General features: G+C 41.1%; 19 protein-coding genes and 1 pseudogene. All 20 read left to right on the top strand.

Going from position 1 to position 20,898, the window contains the following annotated elements; all coding sequences use genetic code 11:
* Positions 1-311 precede the first annotated feature (311 nt).
* Positions 312-1,202, top strand: a complete 891-nt coding sequence (locus ACQV1I_RS17190) for an AlbA family DNA-binding domain-containing protein (RefSeq protein WP_094699407.1) — start codon at positions 312-314, stop codon at positions 1,200-1,202.
* Positions 1,203-1,238: 36 nt separating this feature from the next.
* Entirely contained in the window at positions 1,239-2,306 is a 1,068-nt protein-coding gene (locus ACQV1I_RS17185) for a hypothetical protein (RefSeq protein ID WP_116333364.1), read from the top strand.
* A 198-nt stretch (positions 2,307-2,504) separates the two neighbouring features.
* Positions 2,505-3,665 (top strand): ADP-forming succinate--CoA ligase subunit beta, encoded by a 1,161-nt coding sequence (sucC, locus tag ACQV1I_RS17180; RefSeq protein ID WP_094699405.1) that lies wholly within the window; start codon positions 2,505-2,507, stop codon positions 3,663-3,665.
* A gap of 54 nt (positions 3,666-3,719) precedes the next feature.
* Entirely contained in the window at positions 3,720-4,622 is a 903-nt protein-coding gene (gene sucD / locus ACQV1I_RS17175) for a succinate--CoA ligase subunit alpha (protein ID WP_018670810.1), read from the top strand.
* A gap of 146 nt (positions 4,623-4,768) precedes the next feature.
* Entirely contained in the window at positions 4,769-5,857 is a 1,089-nt protein-coding gene (gene dprA, locus ACQV1I_RS17170; protein ID WP_116333362.1) for a DNA-processing protein DprA, read from the top strand.
* A gap of 83 nt (positions 5,858-5,940) precedes the next feature.
* Entirely contained in the window at positions 5,941-8,019 is a 2,079-nt protein-coding gene (gene topA / locus ACQV1I_RS17165; RefSeq protein ID WP_094699403.1) for a type I DNA topoisomerase, read from the top strand.
* Positions 8,020-8,078: 59 nt separating this feature from the next.
* On the top strand, positions 8,079-9,392 hold the full coding sequence (gene trmFO / locus ACQV1I_RS17160; RefSeq protein ID WP_094699402.1) for an FADH(2)-oxidizing methylenetetrahydrofolate--tRNA-(uracil(54)-C(5))-methyltransferase TrmFO: 1,314 nt from the start codon (positions 8,079-8,081) through the stop codon (positions 9,390-9,392).
* Positions 9,393-9,453: 61 nt separating this feature from the next.
* Positions 9,454-10,380: a tyrosine recombinase XerC gene (xerC, locus tag ACQV1I_RS17155; RefSeq protein WP_116333361.1), complete on the top strand. Its 927-nt coding sequence runs from the start codon at positions 9,454-9,456 to the stop codon at positions 10,378-10,380.
* Positions 10,381-10,386: 6 nt separating this feature from the next.
* Complete coding sequence (gene hslV, locus ACQV1I_RS17150; RefSeq protein WP_018670815.1) at positions 10,387-10,938, top strand: ATP-dependent protease subunit HslV; 552 nt, start codon at positions 10,387-10,389, stop codon at positions 10,936-10,938.
* A 6-nt stretch (positions 10,939-10,944) separates the two neighbouring features.
* On the top strand, positions 10,945-12,345 hold the full coding sequence (gene hslU, locus ACQV1I_RS17145) for an ATP-dependent protease ATPase subunit HslU (RefSeq protein ID WP_104031301.1): 1,401 nt from the start codon (positions 10,945-10,947) through the stop codon (positions 12,343-12,345).
* A 56-nt stretch (positions 12,346-12,401) separates the two neighbouring features.
* Positions 12,402-13,181 carry a GTP-sensing pleiotropic transcriptional regulator CodY gene (gene codY, locus ACQV1I_RS17140; RefSeq protein ID WP_018670817.1) on the top strand — a complete coding sequence of 260 codons (780 nt, stop codon included), beginning with the start codon at positions 12,402-12,404 and terminating at the stop codon, positions 13,179-13,181.
* Between the two features lie 345 nt (positions 13,182-13,526).
* The gene (flgB, locus tag ACQV1I_RS17135; RefSeq protein WP_094699401.1) at positions 13,527-13,937 is read left to right on the top strand and encodes a flagellar basal body rod protein FlgB; all 411 of its coding nucleotides are present in this window, start codon (positions 13,527-13,529) and stop codon (positions 13,935-13,937) included.
* 3 nt (positions 13,938-13,940) lie between these two features.
* Entirely contained in the window at positions 13,941-14,402 is a 462-nt protein-coding gene (gene flgC / locus ACQV1I_RS17130; protein ID WP_104031302.1) for a flagellar basal body rod protein FlgC, read from the top strand.
* 19 nt (positions 14,403-14,421) lie between these two features.
* Complete coding sequence (gene fliE / locus ACQV1I_RS17125) at positions 14,422-14,721, top strand: flagellar hook-basal body complex protein FliE (RefSeq protein WP_094699399.1); 300 nt, start codon at positions 14,422-14,424, stop codon at positions 14,719-14,721.
* A 37-nt stretch (positions 14,722-14,758) separates the two neighbouring features.
* Positions 14,759-16,371, top strand: a pseudogene (gene fliF / locus ACQV1I_RS17120) (flagellar basal-body MS-ring/collar protein FliF).
* A gap of 12 nt (positions 16,372-16,383) precedes the next feature.
* On the top strand, positions 16,384-17,397 hold the full coding sequence (gene fliG / locus ACQV1I_RS17115; RefSeq protein WP_031413673.1) for a flagellar motor switch protein FliG: 1,014 nt from the start codon (positions 16,384-16,386) through the stop codon (positions 17,395-17,397).
* Positions 17,381-18,217 carry a FliH/SctL family protein gene (locus ACQV1I_RS17110; protein ID WP_201747389.1) on the top strand — a complete coding sequence of 279 codons (837 nt, stop codon included), beginning with the start codon at positions 17,381-17,383 and terminating at the stop codon, positions 18,215-18,217. Before fliG ends, ACQV1I_RS17110 begins: the two co-directional genes overlap by 17 nt.
* The gene (gene fliI, locus ACQV1I_RS17105) at positions 18,214-19,536 is read left to right on the top strand and encodes a flagellar protein export ATPase FliI (protein WP_116333359.1); all 1,323 of its coding nucleotides are present in this window, start codon (positions 18,214-18,216) and stop codon (positions 19,534-19,536) included. The genes ACQV1I_RS17110 and fliI overlap by 4 nt, the downstream gene beginning before the upstream one ends.
* Before the next feature lies 1 nt (position 19,537).
* Entirely contained in the window at positions 19,538-19,990 is a 453-nt protein-coding gene (fliJ, locus tag ACQV1I_RS17100) for a flagellar export protein FliJ (protein ID WP_018670825.1), read from the top strand.
* Positions 19,991-20,004: 14 nt separating this feature from the next.
* Positions 20,005-20,895, top strand: a complete 891-nt coding sequence (locus ACQV1I_RS17095) for a MotE family protein (protein ID WP_116333358.1) — start codon at positions 20,005-20,007, stop codon at positions 20,893-20,895.
* The last annotated feature ends 3 nt before the right edge of the window (positions 20,896-20,898 follow it).

Raw genomic sequence — 20,898 nt, 5'->3', positions numbered from 1 at the left:
AATCAGGCGCGAATTATGCTATTTTTGAATAGGTTCATTTTAGATAAAGCGGTCCATTATGGGGCGCTTTTTCTGTGAAAAAACAGTAAGAACGGAGAAATTGAAATCAGATCAGTTTTTGTCTTTGTTTTGTAATATTACTTTAGTATGATAAGAAAAATTAATTGAAATGAGTACAGGTAACATAAACTAAAAAAGAATAAGATATGTAAAAGTAAGGAGCCTCCTAACGGGAAAGAAGATTGATTTGACCGAAAAGCTTGCATAATGAACATCTTCATAAAAACAGTGGAAAGGCAACGGGGTGAATGATGAAATCCTTATGTACTTTTCTTGCAGAGATCCATCGTGTCTCGGAGAGTGAAATTCTGTTTGATTTGTTCCATGATCGTCTTCCTTCCATACATCCAATGCTACTTAAACGGTTACTTGTTTTACCACGTGTATATTTTGACTTTCTTATTGAAAAAGGGGTTTTGCAGGTAAGGGGAGTGGATACTTATCAACCTACCTATCGTAACAGTGTCGCAGTTGGAATGAACATGAAGTCGTTAGGGAGCACGGTTCTATTTGATATGTGTTTTTCTAAAGAAACCTATCAGCTATGGCAAAAGATGGATGCAGTCATTGAAGATATATCATTACCAGCCGATCTATTTGAAGATTATGTTTATCGATTAGGAGCGCTGAGTCGTTTTCGCCATTTAGGCAGATTGGATGACCCTATAATAGCTACTAAGCTGGGTGAAAACGATATGATTGAATTTAAGCAGGACTTCTTAAATTCAAAGCAAGCGATCATCAAAGCGATTGTCGCCTTTGCCAATAGTAATAATGGTAATATATTTTTAGGCATTAGCGATGATTCAAAGATTGTGGGCGTGAACGATGAGCTAGCTCATTATGGTGATCCTGATAAATACTTACTTGCTATCACGCAGTATATTCAAATTAAGACTACGCCGATTTTACACCCTTTTCCCAAAATCTCCTTACGGGAGGTAGAGGGAAAATTTGTAGTTAGTATATTCGTAGAGATTGGTAATGAATTGATGTGCGGACTAGATAAAAATAATGAAAAATATGTCTCGATTCGAACAAACAATCGCTCCTTCATTGTCAAAGATCCTCATCAAATCGGCGAAATTTATGTAAAACGTAAATTAGGCAGCGATATTAGCCGTCGCCTAGGACTGCTGTAGATATACAGCAAAGAAACAGATCAGGAGGGGACATGCGTGAAAAAAAGCTGGCATGTTTGCTTGATGTCCGTTATATGGACTTGTTTCGTCGTTGTTGGTTGCTCCACGCAATCAAGCGGTTATGGATCAGAGGAGAAAGTAGACCTTTCACAGGTTTTTCAGGCACTGGTAGGTGTCTCTGTCCTCACTACAACCGGACAAGAAATACTATTATCTATGGAAGAGTTTGAGAAAAATTTTACAGGTCGTCGCCTATCATTGATGATGTCAAAGGATAGGCTGGAGGATCAGGAGATTAAATTTAGACTAATTGCCTATAGACAAAAAGAAGCTCCACTGGTTATGGAGGTTGGAGAGCATGGTTTCACCTATGCAAACAATACATATCGAGGTGAAAATGCAAGTGTGTTCTATCAAACCGCTCGAAAGCAACTTGGGCTAGCTATTATAGGTGTTCAAGAACTGGATGGGTTAGAATTCAAAGCTCTAGACTTACCCCAGACAAATACCCTGACAGTGCGAGGGGCAGTAGCCCATGAGGCTATTAAATTGTTATCAGAGAGCAAAATGGTAGACCGACCTGTTCAGGTGTACCCACTTTATCCTTCCTATCAGGTGAGCTATCCTCAGAGACAGAACGAACTTCATTATGAACTACTCCAACCAACATTACTTCGTTGTGTGGTAGGAAGAGAAACGATTTATTATCAAACAAATTCCTCCTTGTATCAACTGGTAACCAAGTTGTTGCCAGAGAGTCCTAAAAAGACAGTATGGGAGGAATTATATGAAGCAACACGATTGGAAGCGAAGAATTACCGACAACAAGACAATAGGAGAGAAGCTCACCTTAACAAACAGAACCTTATGCAACAGGGTAGAATACATCAAGTAATTCGTGTACTTACACGTACACAACATTCCACCTCTACCATTGTACGTCAAGAAAATTCGACAACATCATTGAATCTGATCTTCTATATCAATAAACAACAGTATCAAATGAAGATAGAGGGAGATTATGTTTTCTATCGAGGTAAGCAATACTATTGGCCTAATTTACAAACGAATCTTGAATCTATTCTATTTACGATGGAAGACTAAATAATTTACTTAGTTCATAAATGATAACGTACCATTAAGTGAGTGACTTTTTTCATATCTTATCGTAAAATAAATACGTCATAACATTGACACTTTTTGCCCGACCAGAGCCTATTAGGGCTGGTTTTTGCTTGGTCTAGCAAGAAATTATACTTTTGCTCACCATTATTGATTCAAACTGCCATAGGAGGTTGCAGAATGAACATTCATGAGTATCAAGGAAAACAGATACTAAAACAATACGGAGTAAAGGTACCGGAAGGCCGAGTAGCTTTTTCCGTAGATGAAGCAGTGAAAGCAGCAGAAGAGCTTGGCACCCAGGTCGTAGTGGTAAAAGCACAAATTCATGCTGGTGGTCGCGGAAAAGCTGGTGGTGTTAAAGTCGCTAAGAATCTGGATGAAGTCCGTACATATGCGAACGAAATTCTTGGTAAGGTGCTTGTAACCCATCAAACAGGTCCAGAAGGCAAAGAAGTTAAGCGCTTACTAATTGAGCAAGGCTGTGACATTAAGAAAGAATATTACGTAGGGGTAGTAGTTGATCGTGCCACCAATCGTGTTGTCATGATGGCATCAGAAGAAGGCGGTACAGAGATTGAAGAAGTAGCAGCCCATACACCTGAGAAGATTTTTAAAGAAGTAGTTGATCCTGTTACGGGTTTACTACCATTCCAAGCTCGTCGTTTGGCTTTTGCGATTAATATTCCAGCTGAGTTAGTAAATAAAGCAGCTAGTTTCATGATGAGCTTATATCAAGCGTTCGTTGACAAGGATTGTTCCATCGCTGAGATTAACCCGCTAGTTGTTACAGGTGACGGCGAAGTCATGGCTTTGGATGCAAAATTAAACTTTGATAGCAATGCCCTCTATCGTCATTCTGATGTATTGGAATTACGTGATTTAGAAGAAGAAGACGAAAAAGAGATTCAGGCCTCTAAATATGATCTATCCTATATCGCCCTAGATGGTAACATCGGTTGTATGGTGAATGGGGCTGGTTTGGCAATGGCAACTATGGATATTATTAAATTCTATGGTGGAGATCCGGCCAACTTCCTAGATGTTGGGGGCGGTGCGACAGAAGAGAAAGTAACGGAAGCTTTCAAAATCATTCTGTCAGACCCTAAGGTGAAAGGTATTTTCATCAATATCTTTGGTGGTATTATGAAATGTGACATTATCGCAAGTGGTGTAGTAGCAGCAGCGAAACAAGTAAGTTTGGACAAGCCTCTAGTCGTACGTTTGGAAGGTACAAACGTTGATCTTGGTAAACAAATCCTGAAAGATTCAGGGTTAGATATCGTTGCAGCTGATTCCATGGCTGATGGGGCCGAGAAAATCGTTGCTCTCGTAAAGTAGGATATTGTCCGTTACAGAAGCAAGAAGACGATAAAAAGGTGGGAAACATACGCGATGAGTATTTTAATTAATAAAAATACTAAAGTGATTACACAGGGGATTACAGGCTCTACAGCTTTGTTCCATACTCGCGGTGCTGTTGAATACGGAACACAAATGGTAGGTGGCGTACGCGCTGGAAAAGGTGGACAAGAAGTAGATGGGATTCCTATTTTTGATACCGTTGTGGAAGCTGTAGAAAAAACAGGTGCCACTGTATCTGTGATCTACGTACCGCCAGCAGGTGCAGCAGATGCCATTATGGAAGCTGTAGATGCCGAGCTTGATTTGGTTATTTGCATCACTGAAGGAATTCCTGTTCTTGATATGGTTAAAGTGAAACGGTACATGGAAGGCAAGAAGACTCGTTTAATCGGTCCGAACTGCCCAGGGGTAATCACTCCAGGTGAGTGTAAAATCGGGATTATGCCAGGGTACATCCATACACCAGGTAAAGTGGGAATTGTATCCCGCTCTGGTACTTTGACATATGAAGCAGTACATCAAACAACAACCCGTGGTATGGGGCAATCAACAGCAGTTGGTATTGGTGGCGATCCAGTCAACGGCACCAACTTTATCGATGTATTAACATTATTTAATGAAGATCCTGATACAGAAGCGGTTATTATGATTGGTGAAATCGGGGGTACAGCAGAAGAGGAAGCGGCTGAATGGATTGCAGCTAACATGAAAAAGCCGGTAGTTGGATTCATCGGTGGTCAAACAGCTCCTCCAGGCAAACGCATGGGTCACGCAGGAGCGATTATCTCAGGAGGCAAAGGAACTGCTGCTGAGAAAATTGCTAAACTAGAAGAATGTGGCGTACGTGTTGCTAAAACCCCTGCTGTTATTGGAGAAACATTAGTAGAATTCCTTACAGAAAAAGGAATGCTAGACAAAGTAATGAGCAAATAATTACTTCCAAAAAGTCAACAAGCTGAACTACTCCAAAAACAAGATTTGGAGCAATGTTTGGGTTTGCTTGGCTTTTTGTTTTTTTTTATTTTTGTGCTATCCCTCTTACTCTTTTTATAATGAAGAAAAAGAAAGAGTGAAGATAGATGAAGGAGCTAGAGGACCGTGATTGGATATATACATTGAGTAGACATCGTGGCGTAGGTAGAAAAACACTATGGGCTATATATGAAGAAAAGAGAAGCTTTGAGCCTCCTTATAACCTGGACTGGCTAGGAAGAAGAGAACGAGATAGGGGCTTTCTTACTGGTATTACTGCAAAACAGGTATATGAGGAAAAGGTAGAGAGGAAACGAAAGGGAATCCAATTCATCACGTATTGGGATCAAGAGTACCCAGATCATTTACGGGAGATACCTGATCCACCTATTCTTTTATATTATCGTGGAAATGTGGACTTACTACGTAAAATCTCAATCGGTGTTGTGGGCACAAGAAATCCTTCAGCTTATGGTCGAGATGCTTGTAAGATGCTGGTAAGTAGTCTAGCTAAATCCGGAATGGTCATTGTGTCAGGTGTTGCTAAAGGGATTGACACCATTGCTCATCAGACGGCCCTCCAACATCAGGCAGAAACAATTGGTGTTCTTGGAAATGGACTGGATCAGATTTATCCTGCTCAAAATAGGTTATTATATGCTCAAATGGCACAACATGGCTTGGTTGTATCTGAATATTCAGATGGCACTGCTCCAAGAACTGGTTTTTTTCCTGAACGCAATCGGATTATTAGTGGACTTTGTTGGGGGACAATAGTTGTGGAGGCAGCAGCGAAAAGCGGATCACTTATTACTGCGCGTTGTGCCTTGGAACAAAATAGAGAGGTATTTGCTGTTCCTGGTTCCATTTTTGCTAAAGGAAGTGAAGGGACTCATTATTTGATAAAAGAAGGAGCGAAACTAATAGGTTCATTAGAAGACTTCATAGAAGAATTACCCTATCATTTACAAGTTACATTCCAAAAGAAACCTTTAGATACGGAGGCAATGGATTTGTCAGCAGGTGAGAAAGCCATACTATCTAGTATGAAAGAAAATAGTCTTCATATAGATGAAATAAAGCTCAGAATATCAAAGGATTTTCAGAAAGACTTTCATATTTTTTTACTTTTATTGGTAGGAAAAGGTTTGATCGAAGAGGAAGCTGGACAATTTTATAGAAGAAGAGAAGTATAGAAGGAAAATATTAGAAGTTTGACAAATGGATATCTCGTATTGAATAATAGGGGAGATTCATTTTGTAAGGGGGAAAAAATAGAATGGCTGATACTCTCGTTATCGTCGAGTCCCCGGCGAAAGCAAAGACGATAGGTAAATATCTGGGCAGCAAATATGTCGTGAAAGCGTCAATGGGCCATGTACGCGACCTTCCTAAAAGTCAAATGGGGGTTGATGTTGGTAACCATTTTGAACCCAAATACATAACCATTCGTGGTAAAGGTGACATTTTAAAAGGATTGAAAGATGCAGCTAAGAAAGTGACTAAAGTATATCTCGCAGCTGACCCGGATCGCGAAGGGGAAGCTATTGCTTGGCATTTAGCCACATATCTTGGTCTTGATATATCAAAGCCTCTACGTGTAGTGTTTAACGAAATCACGAAAGAAGCTATCAAAGATGCTTTTAAGCATCCAAGACACATTAATATGGATTTGGTTCACGCTCAACAAGCTCGCAGAATTTTGGACCGTCTCGTGGGCTATAATATTAGTCCTATCTTATGGAAGAAGGTACGCAAGGGCTTGAGTGCAGGTCGTGTTCAATCTGTAACAGTGAAAATGATAAATGACCGAGAAAAAGAGATTCAGCAGTTTATTCCTGAAGAGTATTGGACGATTACTTCTACATTAGAATCCAACAAAAAACCATTTGAAGCTCGTTTTTATGGATATGCTAATGAGAAAGTAGAACTCTCTTCAGAAGAGAATGTGCAAGAGATTTTGAGAAAAATCAAGAAAGACGAATACAGAGTCGTAAAAGTGCAAAAGAAGGAACGCAAGCGTCATCCAGCTCCTGCTTTTATCACAAGTTCCTTGCAACAGGAAGCGGCTCGCAAGCTTAATTTCCGTACCGCTAAGACGATGATGATTGCTCAACAATTATACGAGGGTATTGATTTAGGTAAAGAAGGTACTGTCGGTTTAATTACGTATATGCGTACAGATTCAACACGCGTATCACAGACCGCTCAAGACGAAGCGAAAGAATTCATTACGAACCAGTATGGGCAAGAGTTTTCTCTAAAAGAAGCTCGTCAAGCACCTAAAAAAGAGAATGCTCAGGATGCACATGAAGCAGTCCGCCCTACGTCTGTCTTACGCACGCCTGATGACATGAAGGAACACCTAAGTCGAGATCAACTTCGATTGTATCGCTTGATATGGGAGCGTTTTTTGGCAAGCCAAATGGCCTCAGCCGTTCTTGATACAATGAGCGTAGATATAGAAAACAATGGTGTAATGTTTCGTGCCAGCGGTTCTAAAGTACAATTTGCGGGCTTTATGAAAGTGTACATTGAGGGAAATGATGACGGCTCCAATGAAGATGATAAGCTGTTACCTCCGATTGAAGAAGGGCAGATTCTATCTGAACAAGCAATCGAACCAAAACAGCACTTCACACAACCACCACCACGGTATACGGAAGCAAGATTGGTCAAGACGTTGGAGGAAAATGGAATAGGTCGTCCCTCCACATATGCTCCTACCTTGGAAACGATTCAAAAGCGTGGGTATGTTGCTTTAGAAGAGAAGAGGTTTATACCTACTGAACTTGGTCAGATAGTCATCTCTATGATTGAAGAGTTTTTCCCGGAGATTTTAGATGTAGAATTTACATCTGGAATGGAGGGAGGGCTCGATCAGGTTGAGGAAGGGATTGCAGACTGGGTAAAGGTTCTCGATTCTTTCTATCAAGGCTTCGCTGAACGGGTTAAAGTTGCAGAAGAAGAAATGAAGGAAGTGGAACTAAAAGATGAAGTTTCAGATGAGATTTGTGAACTATGCGGAAAGCATTTGGTTTACAAATTAGGTCGCTTCGGAAAGTTCCTGGCTTGTTCTGGATTTCCAGACTGTAGAAATACAAAACCAATTGTCAAACATATTGATGTTAAATGCCCTAGCTGTAAAAGTGGTGAAGTAGTAGAGCGGAAAAGCAAAAAGAACCGTATTTTCTATGGATGTACCAACTATCCGGAATGTGAATTTTTATCCTGGGATAAACCAATTTCCAGACCTTGTCCAAAGTGTGGCGAGATGCTTGTTGAAAAGAAACGAAAAAAACAAGGCGTAAATATTGTCTGTACAAAATGTGATTACGAAGAAGAAGGGGATTCATAGAACTTTTTGTTCTATTCCCCTTATCAATTAAATAGTAGGTATAGAGAGGATTTTTCACCATGACACAACCTTTTGTAACTGTGGTTGGAGCAGGTCTTGCTGGTAGTGAAGCTGCTTGGCAAATCGCTCAGGCTGGTGTTGCTGTGAAGTTGTACGAAATGAGACCAGTGAAGCAAACCCCTGCGCACCACACAGATAAATTTGCTGAATTGGTTTGCAGTAATTCACTACGAGCTAATTCATTAACCAATGCTGTTGGGGTTTTAAAAGAAGAAATGCGTCAATTTGATTCTGTAATCATGAAGGCAGCAGATCGATGCCAGGTTCCTGCTGGTGGAGCTTTGGCTGTTGACCGTCATGAGTTTGCAGAGTATGTTACTGAAGCCGTACGCAACCATCCGTTAATTGAGGTAGTGAACGAAGAAATTACGGAAATCCCTGAAGGCATTGTAATCATTGCATCTGGTCCGCTTACTTCACCAGCACTTTCTGAGAAATTAACGGAGCTTACGGGAGAAGAGTATCTGTATTTCTATGATGCTGCGGCACCTATTATCGAGAAGGATTCAATTGACATGGAGAAAGTGTTTGTTGCCTCTCGATATGATAAAGGGGAAGCAGCATACTTGAATTGTCCAATGAACGAAGAGGAATTTAATCGTTTTTATGATGCATTAATTTCTGCGGAAACTGTTCCTCTGAAGGAATTTGAAAAGGAAGTCTTTTTCGAAGGGTGCATGCCGATTGAGGTCATGGCTTCTCGTGGGCGTCAAACAATGCTATTTGGTCCATTAAAACCAGTAGGGCTAATTGACCCACGCACCGGAGAACAGCCGCATGCTGTTATTCAGCTTAGACAAGACAATAGTGCTGCAACTTTGTACAACATCGTAGGGTTTCAGACTCATTTAAAATGGCCAGAACAAAAAAGGGTTTTTCAATTGATTCCAGGACTGGAAAATTGTGAAATCATTCGTTACGGAGTTATGCATCGAAATACGTTTATCAACTCACCAAAACTATTGCGGCCAACTTATCAATATAAAGAGCGGGATAGTTTGTTTTTTGCGGGACAGATGACTGGTGTTGAGGGTTATGTTGAGTCTGCAGCTTCTGGGTTATTAGCGGGGATTAATGCGGCGCGTCTTGCTAAGGGAGAAGAGCAAATGGTTCTTCCGGAGGAGACTGTAATGGGCAGTATGGCACATTATATCACAACAACCAACGCCAAACATTTCCAACCAATGAATGCTAATTTTGGTCTTTTGCCAAGTTTAGGAATTAAAATTAGGAACAAAAAGGAAAAAAACGAAAAGATCGCTGAACGGGCGCTTGGCAGTATTCAGAATTTTACACATAAAAGACATAATTAAAGTTGTTTCATTGTTTAACGCTATGTTACTATATATGTGATTTGGGAGGAGTACATCTCAGATGGACAATTCGTCAGAGTTTTCCGCATGGATCACATCTTACATCCATTACCTAAAGGTGGAAAAAAACGTCTCTCCTCATACGCTGAAGCAATACGTAGCAGATATCAATGAATTTGTCGTATTTATGAAACAGCAACAAATCAATGAATTTGCTGCTGTTTCTTATTTACATGGTCGGTCTTTTTTGGCTCATCTTGCGAGAAAAGGTCTTTCCCGTCGAAGTATTGCGAGAAAATTGTCTAGCTTGCGGAGCTTTTATCGCTTTTTAATGCGTGAAGAGCATCTGGATCAAAATCCGTTTCAGATGGTATCTACACCAAAAGTAGAGAAGAAGCTACCTACCTTTATGTATCCGCATGAAATAGAAACTCTATTAGGTGTAGTTGATACATCTACACCGCTTGGTCTTCGTGATTTCCTTATTATGGAACTTTTATACGCAAGTGGAATGCGCGTGTCTGAATTGGTTACAATGTCAATGAATGATGTTGACCTTCAGAATGGAATCGCTCTTGTTTTCGGTAAAGGTGCTAAGGAAAGGTATGTGCCAATTGGGAGTTTTGCTATTAAAGCCATGCAAAAGTACTTACAGGCAGGTCGTCCGATGTTACTATCCAAGGCTGAAAAAGATAGCCCAATACTCTTGTTAAATTATAGGGGAACCCCTTTATCTGATCGTAGTGTGCGCCGAATGGTAGATAAGTATCTACAGCAAGCAGCCCTTCATCTAGGGATTTCACCGCACAGTTTCCGTCATTCTTTTGCCACTCATTTACTAAATGCAGGGGCAGATTTGCGGACGGTACAAGAGCTATTAGGACATGTGAATATCTCCACTACACAAGTATACACCCACATCACAAAAGAAAGATTACGGGAGGTATACGATACTGCACATCCGCGTGCAAATTTTCACAGGGGGTGAACGACTATGGAACAATTTCATGCTACAACCATTTTTGCTGTCCAGCATAAGGGTGAAGCGGCGATGGCAGGAGACGGTCAGGTTACGTTTGGCAATAGTATGGTAATGAAAAATACAGCCAAAAAAGTACGAAGACTATATCGGGAAGAAGTTATGGCAGGATTTGCTGGCTCTGTAGCTGATGCAATCACTTTGTTTGAGCTTTTTGAAGGCAAACTAGAAGAGTATCATGGGAATTTGCAGAGAGCGGCGGTCGAGCTGGCCAAAGAGTGGCGTTCAGATAAAGTATTACGCCGTTTGGAAGCTATGATGATTGTGTGTAATCGCAAGCATCTTCTTTTAATCTCAGGTAATGGGGAAATTATTGAACCGGACGACGGCATTTTAGCCATCGGATCAGGCGGAAATTTTGCCCTTGCAGCGGGACGGGCTTTGAAGAAATTTGCACCAGAGCTTACAGCTAGGCAAATTGCTGAAGCCAGTCTTTTAACAGCCGCTGAAATTTGCGTCTTTACGAATACGAATTTAGTAATTGAAGACATGAAAATGGAAGGGTAGGGAGAGATGTCCTTGTTATTAAATTGGGAGCAATTGACCCCCCGCTTGATTGTAGAACATTTGGATAAATACATTGTAGGGCAGCAGCAGGCCAAACGTGCCATTGCTGTAGCGCTTCGCAATAGATATCGTCGCAGTCGCTTGCCGGAACAAATTCGGGATGAAGTGATTCCAAAAAATATCTTGATGATTGGACCCACTGGAGTCGGAAAAACGGAGATTGCACGCCGTATCGCAAAGCTAACCGGAGCTCCGTTTATAAAAGTAGAAGCTACGAAATATACAGAAGTCGGTTACGTAGGTCGCGATGTAGAATCGATGGTACGCGATTTAGTCGAATCGTCTATCCGGATTGTCAAAATGGAAAAGATGGAAAAAGTCAAGGAACAGGCGGAGAAAAATGCTGAAGAAGCGCTAGTTCAGCTTTTACTTCCTTCAAAGAAACAGCAAAACAACTTTAAGAATCCGTTTGAGATGTTATTTTCTAACCAGCAACAAACCGAAAAAAACGATCAGGAAGATCCAAACCTGGAGCAACAGCGCAAACAAGTGGCCTGGAAGCTGGCGGCAGGTCAGCTGGAGGACGAAGAGATCGAAATAGAGGTAGAAGATCAGTCGCCGTCCATGCTTGATATGTTGCAAATTCCTGGTGCAGAGCAGATGGGTAATCAGATGCAGGAAATGTTTGGAAGCTTGATACCTAAGCGAACCAAAAAACGCAAGCTGGCCATCCGAGAAGCACGTAAAATCTTGATTCAACAAGAAGCTCAAAAACTGGTAGATATGGATGAAGTGACTCAAGAATCAATATCTCGAGCAGAACAATTTGGGATTATCTTTATCGATGAGATTGATAAAATCGCCGGAAAAGATAGCCGTGGACCTGACGTGTCACGCGAGGGAGTCCAACGTGACATTTTACCGATCGTGGAAGGTTCTACGATTATGACCAAGTATGGACCAGTGAAAACAGATTATATGCTTTTCATGGCTGCTGGGGCGTTCCATGTAGCCAAACCATCTGATCTAATTCCGGAATTACAGGGGCGTTTCCCGATTCGAGTAGAGCTTTCAAGCTTGAAAGTTGAAGATTTTATAAGAATATTGACAGAACCTAAGAATGCTTTAATTACACAATATCAAGCCCTTTTGGAAACGGAAGGAATTAAAATTGTGTTTTCTGAAGATGCTATACATGAGATAGCACGATTGGCAACAGAGGTGAATCAAAGTACTGATAATATCGGAGCAAGAAGGCTACACACCTTATTAGAAAAATTGCTTGAGGATTTATCATTTGAAGCACCAAATATTAATCTGAGTGTGATCAATATTACCGCTCAATATGTACAAGAAAAGTTAAATAGTATTGTACAGAATCGCGACCTAAGTCAATACATTTTATAGAGAGAAAACATATATTGGCGATCTATTTGTGAGAAGATGTCAGGAGGAAATATACGATGGATTTACTAACAAAAACTAGAAGGATTAACCGTATGCTTCAAAAAACGGCTGGTAACGCGGTTAATTTTAATGAAATGTCTAGCGTACTAAGCGACGTTATTGAAGCGAATATTTTCGTTTTAAGTAGAAAAGGAAAATTGCTGGGATATGCAATTGCGCAAGAAATCGATAATGATCGTATTCGCAAAATGCTTGAAGATCGCCGTTTCCCAGAAGAATATAGCAATGGTCTATTAAAAGTAGAAGAAACATCTGCAAACCTAGATGTTAACAGTCCACATAGTGCCTTCCCAGTGGAAATGAAAGAAGTATTCCCTACAGGTTGGACTACAATTGTTCCGATTATGGGTGGCGGAGATCGTTTGGGTACATTGATCTTGGCACGTGTAAACAAAGAATTTGTCGAAGGTGACCTAATTCTAACTGAAGTAGGCGCTACTGTAGTAGGTATGGAGATCCTGCGTGAACGTGCGGAGGCAATCGAAGAAGAAGCGCGTAGTAAAGCTGTTGTACAAATGGCTATTGGTTCTTTGTCCTATAGTGAACTTGAAGCAGTTGAGCATATTTTCCAAGAGCTAGATGGGAAAGAAGGCCTACTTGTTGCTTCAAAAATTGCTGATCGTGTAGGCATCACACGTTCTGTTATTGTTAACGCTTTGAGAAAATTAGAGAGTGCTGGTGTAATTGAATCTCGTTCTTTGGGTATGAAGGGTACATTTATTAAAGTTCTGAATGGCAAACTTCTTCCGGAATTAGAAAAGCTTAAAACGCCATAAACTGACATAAAACCCAGTTGTTATGCGCTTTATTGAAAAATGAAGAAGGGGGTCTATTGACCTTCTTCTCTTTTTTTTCATATTTATCACTTATTTATATAGTATTCACAATAAGTATTCACATTATTAATACATTTATGAAACGAATGTGACAAAATTGGTAAAAAGCACTGTTTTTATGGGCGTTTTCACCAATTGAGACTTTTGTAACATTTTTCCTAGTCCTAGTAAGATAGGGCTTTCTTAGTAGTTTTCTTCATGGTATTATAGGTGCGTGTTAGATGTCGAATTGCAAAGAAAATAGAAGAAAAATGTAAGCTTAGGCACAAAGGAGGGGAGAGAAACTTGATTCAATCTACGCAATTAAATGTACTAGAAAACTCATTGGACGCCGCTATGCTTAGGCAAAAAGTGATTGCCAACAATATTTCTAACATTGATACCCCTCATTTTCAAAGCAAGCACGTAGTGTTTGAAAGCTTGTTGAAGGAGGCATTGGAAGGAAATAATGGTCGAACCTTGGAAGCATATCGAACGAATCAGAGACACATTCCATTTGGCACAGGTTTAGGTAAAATCCCTCAGGCCCAGACTATGACGAACAACGAAACGTTAATTCAAAACAATGGAAACAATGTGGACATTGATTTTGAAATGAGCCAACAGGCCAAAAACACCATCTGGTATAATGGCCTCGTTCAGTTAACAAATGGATACTTTACCAAAATGAAGAGTGTTGTTGAGGGAGGAAGATAGTAGATGAGTCTGTTTCGTGGAATTGATACAAGTGCCTCTGCCTTGACTGCCAATCGGCTAAGGCTGGATACGATTGCTTCTAATATCGCAAATGCCAATACGACGCGTGGGAAATTCGTAGATGGAGCGTGGCAACCGTACCGACGTAAGATGGTAGAATTATCACCAAGAACAGGAGAGTCTTTCGACAATCTTCTACAAGCGGCAGTCGGGAATGTAGAAGGCCGTCAGGAGTCGGGGGTACATGTTACCGGGATTAAGGAGGACAATAGTCAATTCCAGCGGGTCTATAATCCTGAGCATCCTGACGCAGACCTAGATGGCTATGTCCTGATGCCTAATGTAGATGTGACAAAAGAAATGATTGACATGATTTCTGCTTCTAGGTCTTATGAGGCAAACGTTACAGCTATGAATGCACTAAAGGGCATGATGCAAAAAGCACTAGAGATTAATGGTAAATAATAAAGGGGTTGGCTGACAGATGGAAATTAATAACATAGGTTCAGTCATAAATGCACAGCCGCTACAAGTAAAAAACACAGCTTCACCGGCTGAAGTAGCACGAAATTTCTCGGCCTATATGACCGATGCCCTGGATCAAGTGAATCGGGCTCAGTTAGTTTCAGAAGAAATGTCAATGAAATATGCAGCTGGAGAAGTGACTGATGTCCATCAGGTGATGGTAGCGGGTCAAAAAGCTTCTCTAATGTTACAAATGACGATGCAAGTACGTAACAAAGCGATCGAAGCATATCAGGAAATCATGCGCATGCAGGTGTAAGGTTCCAAACTGGTATGCAGCTCTGTAGAGGTGAACCATGAACGAACGTTTATTGTTATATCGAGACAAGGTAAAGACAATGTGGGACAAGCTCACGAAAAAACAAAAACTATTGATAGGTGCTTCAGCTCTTTTCCTACTTATCGCGCTTTCCCTTTATTTATACATAGCTTCTCGTCCTGTATATGTAAATTTATATGACAGATTGAGTGAGCAAGAAGTTGGTGCGATCAAACAAGAACTAGAAGCAAAAAACATCCCATATCGATTAACAGGGAATGGGACAGGCATTGAGGTGCCACAAACGATGGCACAAGATGTCATAGTTGATTTGGCAGCACAAGGAATTCCCAAAGATGCCGGCATCAGCTCAGAAATTTTTTCTAATAATATGTTTGGCATGACCGATCGCCAGTTTGAAGTGATGAAGAAAGATGCTCTTCAACAGGAGATTCGAAAAATCTTGGAAAAAGTAAAAGGGGTTCGCACGGCTCAAGTTATTCTAACCATGCCGGAAGAAACCACGTTTGTTACAGATAACACAGATAAAGCCACAGCATCAGTCATGGTAGAGGTAGACCCAAGTACTCAATTAAACGATGCACAAATCAAATCCTTATATCATATTGTTTCACGTTCAGTGAAAAATTTGCCTGTAGAAAACATAACGATTACCGATCAATATTCCAATACGTTGGAGTTAGCTGGTAAAGAAGAGGGCAGTTCCATGACTGCTTTCGAACAGCAAGAGCGGATACGTAACAAAGTAGAAAGAGAAATACAGAAAAATTTATTCAACATGCTGTCCACCATTATGGGACGAGATAAAGTTGTCGTACATACAATGGTACAAATGGATTTCTCAAAAGAAAACCGAGTCGAAAATTTGGTTTCACCTGTTGTAAATGATGAAGGCATTATAATTAGTTCTCACCTGTTGTAAATGATGAAGGCATTATAATTAGTTCTCAAAAATTATCAAAAGCATATACCGGACAAGGTACCCCTCCTATTGGTGGAGTAGCCGGTACAGGTGATAATCAGGTTGGTAGCTATCAATCTGCTACAGCTCAAGGTAGCAATAGTGAATATGAAGAGCTATCTGACACTGTCAATCGTGAAGTAAATCGTATAACGAAGAACGTAACCGCTAGTCCATATCAAATTGTCGATATTTCTATCAACGTTGGGGTTGAGCCTCCAAATGGAGGAACGTTGGATGACGCTACCAAAGAAAACATACAAAAAGTAATTGGTAATGTTGTTCGTGTAGCCGTCAGCAATAAGAATTTACCCGATGATGAAGTGAACAAGCGTATTTCTGTTTTTGCAAAACCGTTCTCCGGCAAGCTAGACGATAACAACAATGGCTTCTTTACTCCAACCATGATGTATGGAGTTGGGGCAGTTGCATTATTAGCCTTAGGAGCACTAGCATTCGTGCTTATTCGTCGACGCAAACAGCAAGAGCAAGAAGAGGTAGAGTTCGAAGAGGAATTTCCTTTCACTCCATCGCTTGATATTCCAGATCTATCTTCGTTGGAAGATGATACAGATGAAGCGATGGTTCGTAAACAGCTGGAAAAATTGGCTCGAAGCAATCCAGACGAGTTCGTCGTTCTGCTTCGTACGTGGCTAGCAGAAGACTAAGGAGTGAGTATAGTGGCTCGTGTCGCAAAAGAGTTAACCGGAAGGCAAAAAGCTGCGATTTTGCTCATTTCGCTTGGTCCAGATGTCTCGGCACAGGTATTTAAGCATTTACGTGAAGATGAGATTGAACAACTTACACTGGAAATTGCCAGTGTACGTAAAGTGGATCATGAAGAAAAAGGCAAAATACTAGCAGAATTCCATCAGATAGCAGTTGCCAAAGAAGTAATAGCGCAAGGTGGTATTACGTACGCTAAAGAAATTTTGGAAAAAGCATTAGGAGAGAGTAAGGCGCTAGATATCTTGAACCGTTTGACAGCCAATTTGCAAGTGCGCCCGTTTGACTTCGCTAGAAAGGCGGACCCTAGTCAAATCCTTAACTTTATTCAAAATGAACATTCACAAACCATTGCATTGGTACTAGCTTATTTAGAACCACAACAGTCATCTATGATCTTGTCATCACTGTCACAGGATCGTCAGGCAGATGTAGCTAAACGGATTGCTTTAATGGATAGCACATCTCCAGAGGTAATTGCTCAGGTAGAACAGGTATTGGAACAAAAACTTTCTGCAACTGTAACCCAAGATTACACACAAGCGGGTGGTATCGAATCCATTGTAAACATCTTAAATGGTGTTGACCGTAGTACGGAACGAACCATACTTGATTCACTAGAGATTCAAGACCCAGAGCTTGCTGAAGAGATCAAAAAGCGGATGTTTGTATTCGAAGACATTGCTACACTCGACAATCGTTCCATTCAACGCGTTATTCGCGATGTGGACAACAACGATTTGCAACTTGCGCTTAAAGTGGCAAGTGAAGAAGTACGCGAAACGGTTTTCCGCAACATGTCCAAGCGGATGGCAGATACCTTCAAAGAAGAAATGGAGTTTATGGGACCTGTGCGATTGCGTGATGTCGAAGAGGCACAGTCCCGCATCGTTGCTACCATTCGCCGCTTAGAAGAAGCTGGAGAAATCATCATCGCCCGCGGTGGAGGAGATGATATCATTGTCTAGGATTTTTAAGGCAAATCGATATGTCCAGTCTGTGGATACCTATGTACTTGAAGTGACTCAGCAAATGAATGCCGCTATACAAGTACAGACGGATGAAGTAGAAGAAATGTTGCTGGAAAATAAAGTTATGGAACATCAGAAACTGCAAGAAGAAGCAAAGGCCATTATACGAGATGCAGAAGAGTTAGCTGAGAGTATTATGGCTGATGCTTCTACTCAAGCAGAGCAAATGCGCGAGCAAGCTCGGCAGGAGATAGCCGAGTGGTGGGAGCAACAGCAAAAAGCAGCAGAGGAAATGGCGCAGGAGACCAAGGAAATGGCTCGTGTAGAAGGTTACACTCTTGGACAGGAGCAAGGCTTGGAGAGTGCACGCCTCGAACAAGAAGAAAATGTTCAAAAGGCTAAGTATGTTTTAACCCAAGCGTATGAGACCAAAGAGGGTATTATAGCGGAAGCCGAGCCATTCCTAGTTGAGCTAAGCTTGGAAATCTCTCGTAAAATCATTCATGATGAGCTGGTGCTAGCACCAGAGAAAGTCGTTGAGATTGTTCGACAGGCTTTAAAAAGCTCACGTTCGCATGGGGTTGTATCTATTTTGGTGAATCACAAATTGTATCCTTTTGTCGAAGAGCATCGTGAACAGCTGCTTTCGTTAATCGATGGGCAAGCGGAACTAGGCATTTATCCAGATTATGCGGTAGAAGATGAAGGCTGCATTATCCGGACAGCCTACGGAAGTGTGGATGCCAAAATTGATACCCAACTAAAAGAAATAAAACAAATTCTGATGGACGTAGCGCGGGGAAGTGAATCCCAATGATTACATTAAATGCAGAAAAATATAAAGTTGCTATGCAAACAATCACTCCTCACCGCATAAATGGTAAGGTGACGCAGGTAGTGGGACTTACTGTAGAGTCCCAAGGACCTGAGGCTAAATTAGGCGAAATATGTATGATTGAATCGCCTCATCACAAAGAACCAATTATGGCTGAAGTGGTGGGGTTTCGAGATACGAAGGTTCTATTAATGCCACTTGGTGATTTATCGTATATCGGTCCTGGATGTGATGTAGTAGCTACAGGTAGACCTTTATCAGTGAAGGTAGGACCCGAAATTTTAGGAAGTATTCTTGATGGGCTTGGTCGTCCTTTGTCAAATGAATCACTTCCATATGGGCTAACGAACTATGCAACTGATAACACGCCTCCTAATCCATTGACAAGGCCGAGGATAGCAGAACCGCTAAGCCTAGGTGTACGAGCTATAGATGGCCTATTGTCCATGGGAAAAGGCCAGCGTGTAGGTATCTTTGCCGGCTCTGGTGTAGGGAAAAGTACTTTAATGAGCATGATCGCTCGCAATACGACTGCTGACATTAATGTTATTGCTCTTGTCGGAGAACGTGGACGTGAAGTGCGTGATTTTATCGAACGTGATTTGGGCGAAGAAGGATTAAAACGGTCTGTAGTTGTAGTTGCTACATCAGATCAACCAGCAATGATCCGTATTAAAGGTGCGATGATTGCTACTGCGATTGCTGAATATTTTAGAGATCGTGGACTTAACGTGATGTTAATGATGGATTCTGTGACGCGTTTTGCTATGGCCCAACGTGAGATTGGCCTCGCCATTGGTGAGCCACCAGCTACACGTGGATATACCCCGTCTGTGTTTGCTATGTTACCTAAGCTATTGGAACGTTCAGGTACTTCAGATAAAGGTAGTATTACCGCTTTGTATACCGTATTGGTAGACTCTGATGATATGAATGATCCGATAGCTGATGCTGTACGTGGGATATTAGATGGTCATATTGTTTTGGATCGCAAAATTGCTCAACGAGGACATTTTCCAGCGATTGATATTTTGCAAAGTGTAAGTCGGGTAATGAGTGAGATTTGCTCTCCTCAACATTTACAAGCAGCTCAGGAATTAAAACGACACATGGCTACATATAAAGAGGCAGAGGATTTAATTAATATTGGAGCGTACAAGATGGGGACGAATCGAGAAATTGATGCCGCCATTCGCCATAGAGAGACTATCCGAGCATTTACGGCGCAGGGGGTTAACGAACCATCCGATTTTAATACGACTCTACAAGCATTAACCGCTCATTTTGGGAGTGTGATGTAACGTGAAGCCTTTTCGCTTTCATATGCAAAAAGTACTTGATTTAAAGGAAAAAGAAACAGAACAAGCACAATGGGCATTTGGTCGATCGGTACAACAAAAGCAACAAGAAGAGCAAAAGCTATACCGACTTGTTGATAAGCGAAATGATATGTCCGATTCGCTTGTGGATATGCAACATGATGCATGTAGCGCATCAGATTTATTAGCCGTTACGAGATTTCAGCAGGTAGTAGACCGCCAGATTGCCACGCAAAAGCGTCGCATTATTGGTTGTGATAAAGAAATCGAACGATGCAAGGAAAAATTGCATTTCCATTTGCAAGAATCCAAGCTATGGTCAACCCTGCGTGATAAAGCTCAAACCAAGTATATAGAATGGCAAAACCAGGTAGAACAAAAAGAAATGGATGAGATCGGTACGAATCGATTCCGCCGACAATTGAAGCAGGGGTGAAAGGAGGCGTCTTCATGGAAGAGGAAATCCAGGAGGAACGCGAGTATAACAGGCTAGAGTGGCTCTTATACATCATTGTTATTCCTGCCTTATTTGCTAGTTTGTTAGCTGGAATCTTGGCAAGCCTCCTTGGCTACAATGTCGTGGGAAGCGTAAAAGATTGGCTAAATAGCGTTCCATATGTAGAAAAGCTAATACCAGACGATGCACCAACTAGTCAAACGGTAGAGGATAACAAAACAGAACCAGCAAAGGCTCAGGTAAATGAGGAAGCAGCGAAAAGTAAACAGGCCGCTGAACAATTGCAAAAAGAAGTAAGTCAAAAAGATACCACGATTGCGGCTTTACAAAAACAAATTGTTAATTTACAAAAAACAACTGAAGAAAACCGCATAAAAGAGGAAGAAAGACAAAAGCAGTTTCAGGATTTAGCTAAGATCTATAGTTCTATGTCGGCTAAAAATGCAGCTGCGATCGTAGGGAACCTTAGCAAGGAAGAAGCCGTCGTTGTTCTTTCAAAGATGAAAACGGAGGAACAGGCTCAGCTGTTGGCGAAGATGGACCCGAAGAAGGCTGCGGATATTTCTATCCTGCTTAAGGATAATCAAATTTCAAAAGATGATGACATCGCTGCCTTACAACAGCGGGTCCAAATTTTAACGAAAGCCTTAAGTGAAACTAGAGAATCAAGCAAAATAGATGCAGAGAGATTAATTAAAAGCTTTGAGTCAATGAATACAGGAGATGCGTCTAAAATTTTAATCTCATTGTATAAAATCAATACAGAACGCGCTTTAAGTGTACTGGGACAAGTATCTGACAATAAACGGGGCGAGTTATTAGGTGAAATTAGCAAGTCAAACCCCGAATTAGCAGCGCGCATAACGAATGCGTTGCCTCGATGAAGT

Source organism: Brevibacillus sp. JB24b (assembly GCF_051713385.1).
GTDB lineage: Bacteria > Bacillota > Bacilli > Brevibacillales > Brevibacillaceae > Brevibacillus_B > Brevibacillus_B laterosporus.
The sequence above is the reverse complement of the archived record's forward strand: the minus strand, read 5'-3'. Positions and strand labels throughout refer to the sequence as shown.

What these genes read in the sequence shown, in the direction of transcription:
- xerC (WP_116333361.1), top strand. Translation starts at nt 9,454, where the DNA reads ATGGACAATTCGTCAGAGTTTTCCGCATGGATCACATCTTACATCCAT.
- fliI (WP_116333359.1), top strand. Translation starts at nt 18,214, where the DNA reads ATGATTACATTAAATGCAGAAAAATATAAAGTTGCTATGCAAACAATC.
- ACQV1I_RS17190 (WP_094699407.1), top strand. Translation starts at nt 312, where the DNA reads ATGAAATCCTTATGTACTTTTCTTGCAGAGATCCATCGTGTCTCGGAG.
- ACQV1I_RS17095 (WP_116333358.1), top strand. Translation starts at nt 20,005, where the DNA reads ATGGAAGAGGAAATCCAGGAGGAACGCGAGTATAACAGGCTAGAGTGG.
- ACQV1I_RS17110 (WP_201747389.1), top strand. Translation starts at nt 17,381, where the DNA reads ATGATATCATTGTCTAGGATTTTTAAGGCAAATCGATATGTCCAGTCT.
- fliE (WP_094699399.1), top strand. Translation starts at nt 14,422, where the DNA reads ATGGAAATTAATAACATAGGTTCAGTCATAAATGCACAGCCGCTACAA.
- sucD (WP_018670810.1), top strand. Translation starts at nt 3,720, where the DNA reads ATGAGTATTTTAATTAATAAAAATACTAAAGTGATTACACAGGGGATT.
- flgC (WP_104031302.1), top strand. Translation starts at nt 13,941, where the DNA reads ATGAGTCTGTTTCGTGGAATTGATACAAGTGCCTCTGCCTTGACTGCC.
- topA (WP_094699403.1), top strand. Translation starts at nt 5,941, where the DNA reads ATGGCTGATACTCTCGTTATCGTCGAGTCCCCGGCGAAAGCAAAGACG.
- dprA (WP_116333362.1), top strand. Translation starts at nt 4,769, where the DNA reads ATGAAGGAGCTAGAGGACCGTGATTGGATATATACATTGAGTAGACAT.
- sucC (WP_094699405.1), top strand. Translation starts at nt 2,505, where the DNA reads ATGAACATTCATGAGTATCAAGGAAAACAGATACTAAAACAATACGGA.
- trmFO (WP_094699402.1), top strand. Translation starts at nt 8,079, where the DNA reads ATGACACAACCTTTTGTAACTGTGGTTGGAGCAGGTCTTGCTGGTAGT.
- hslV (WP_018670815.1), top strand. Translation starts at nt 10,387, where the DNA reads ATGGAACAATTTCATGCTACAACCATTTTTGCTGTCCAGCATAAGGGT.
- hslU (WP_104031301.1), top strand. Translation starts at nt 10,945, where the DNA reads ATGTCCTTGTTATTAAATTGGGAGCAATTGACCCCCCGCTTGATTGTA.
- codY (WP_018670817.1), top strand. Translation starts at nt 12,402, where the DNA reads ATGGATTTACTAACAAAAACTAGAAGGATTAACCGTATGCTTCAAAAA.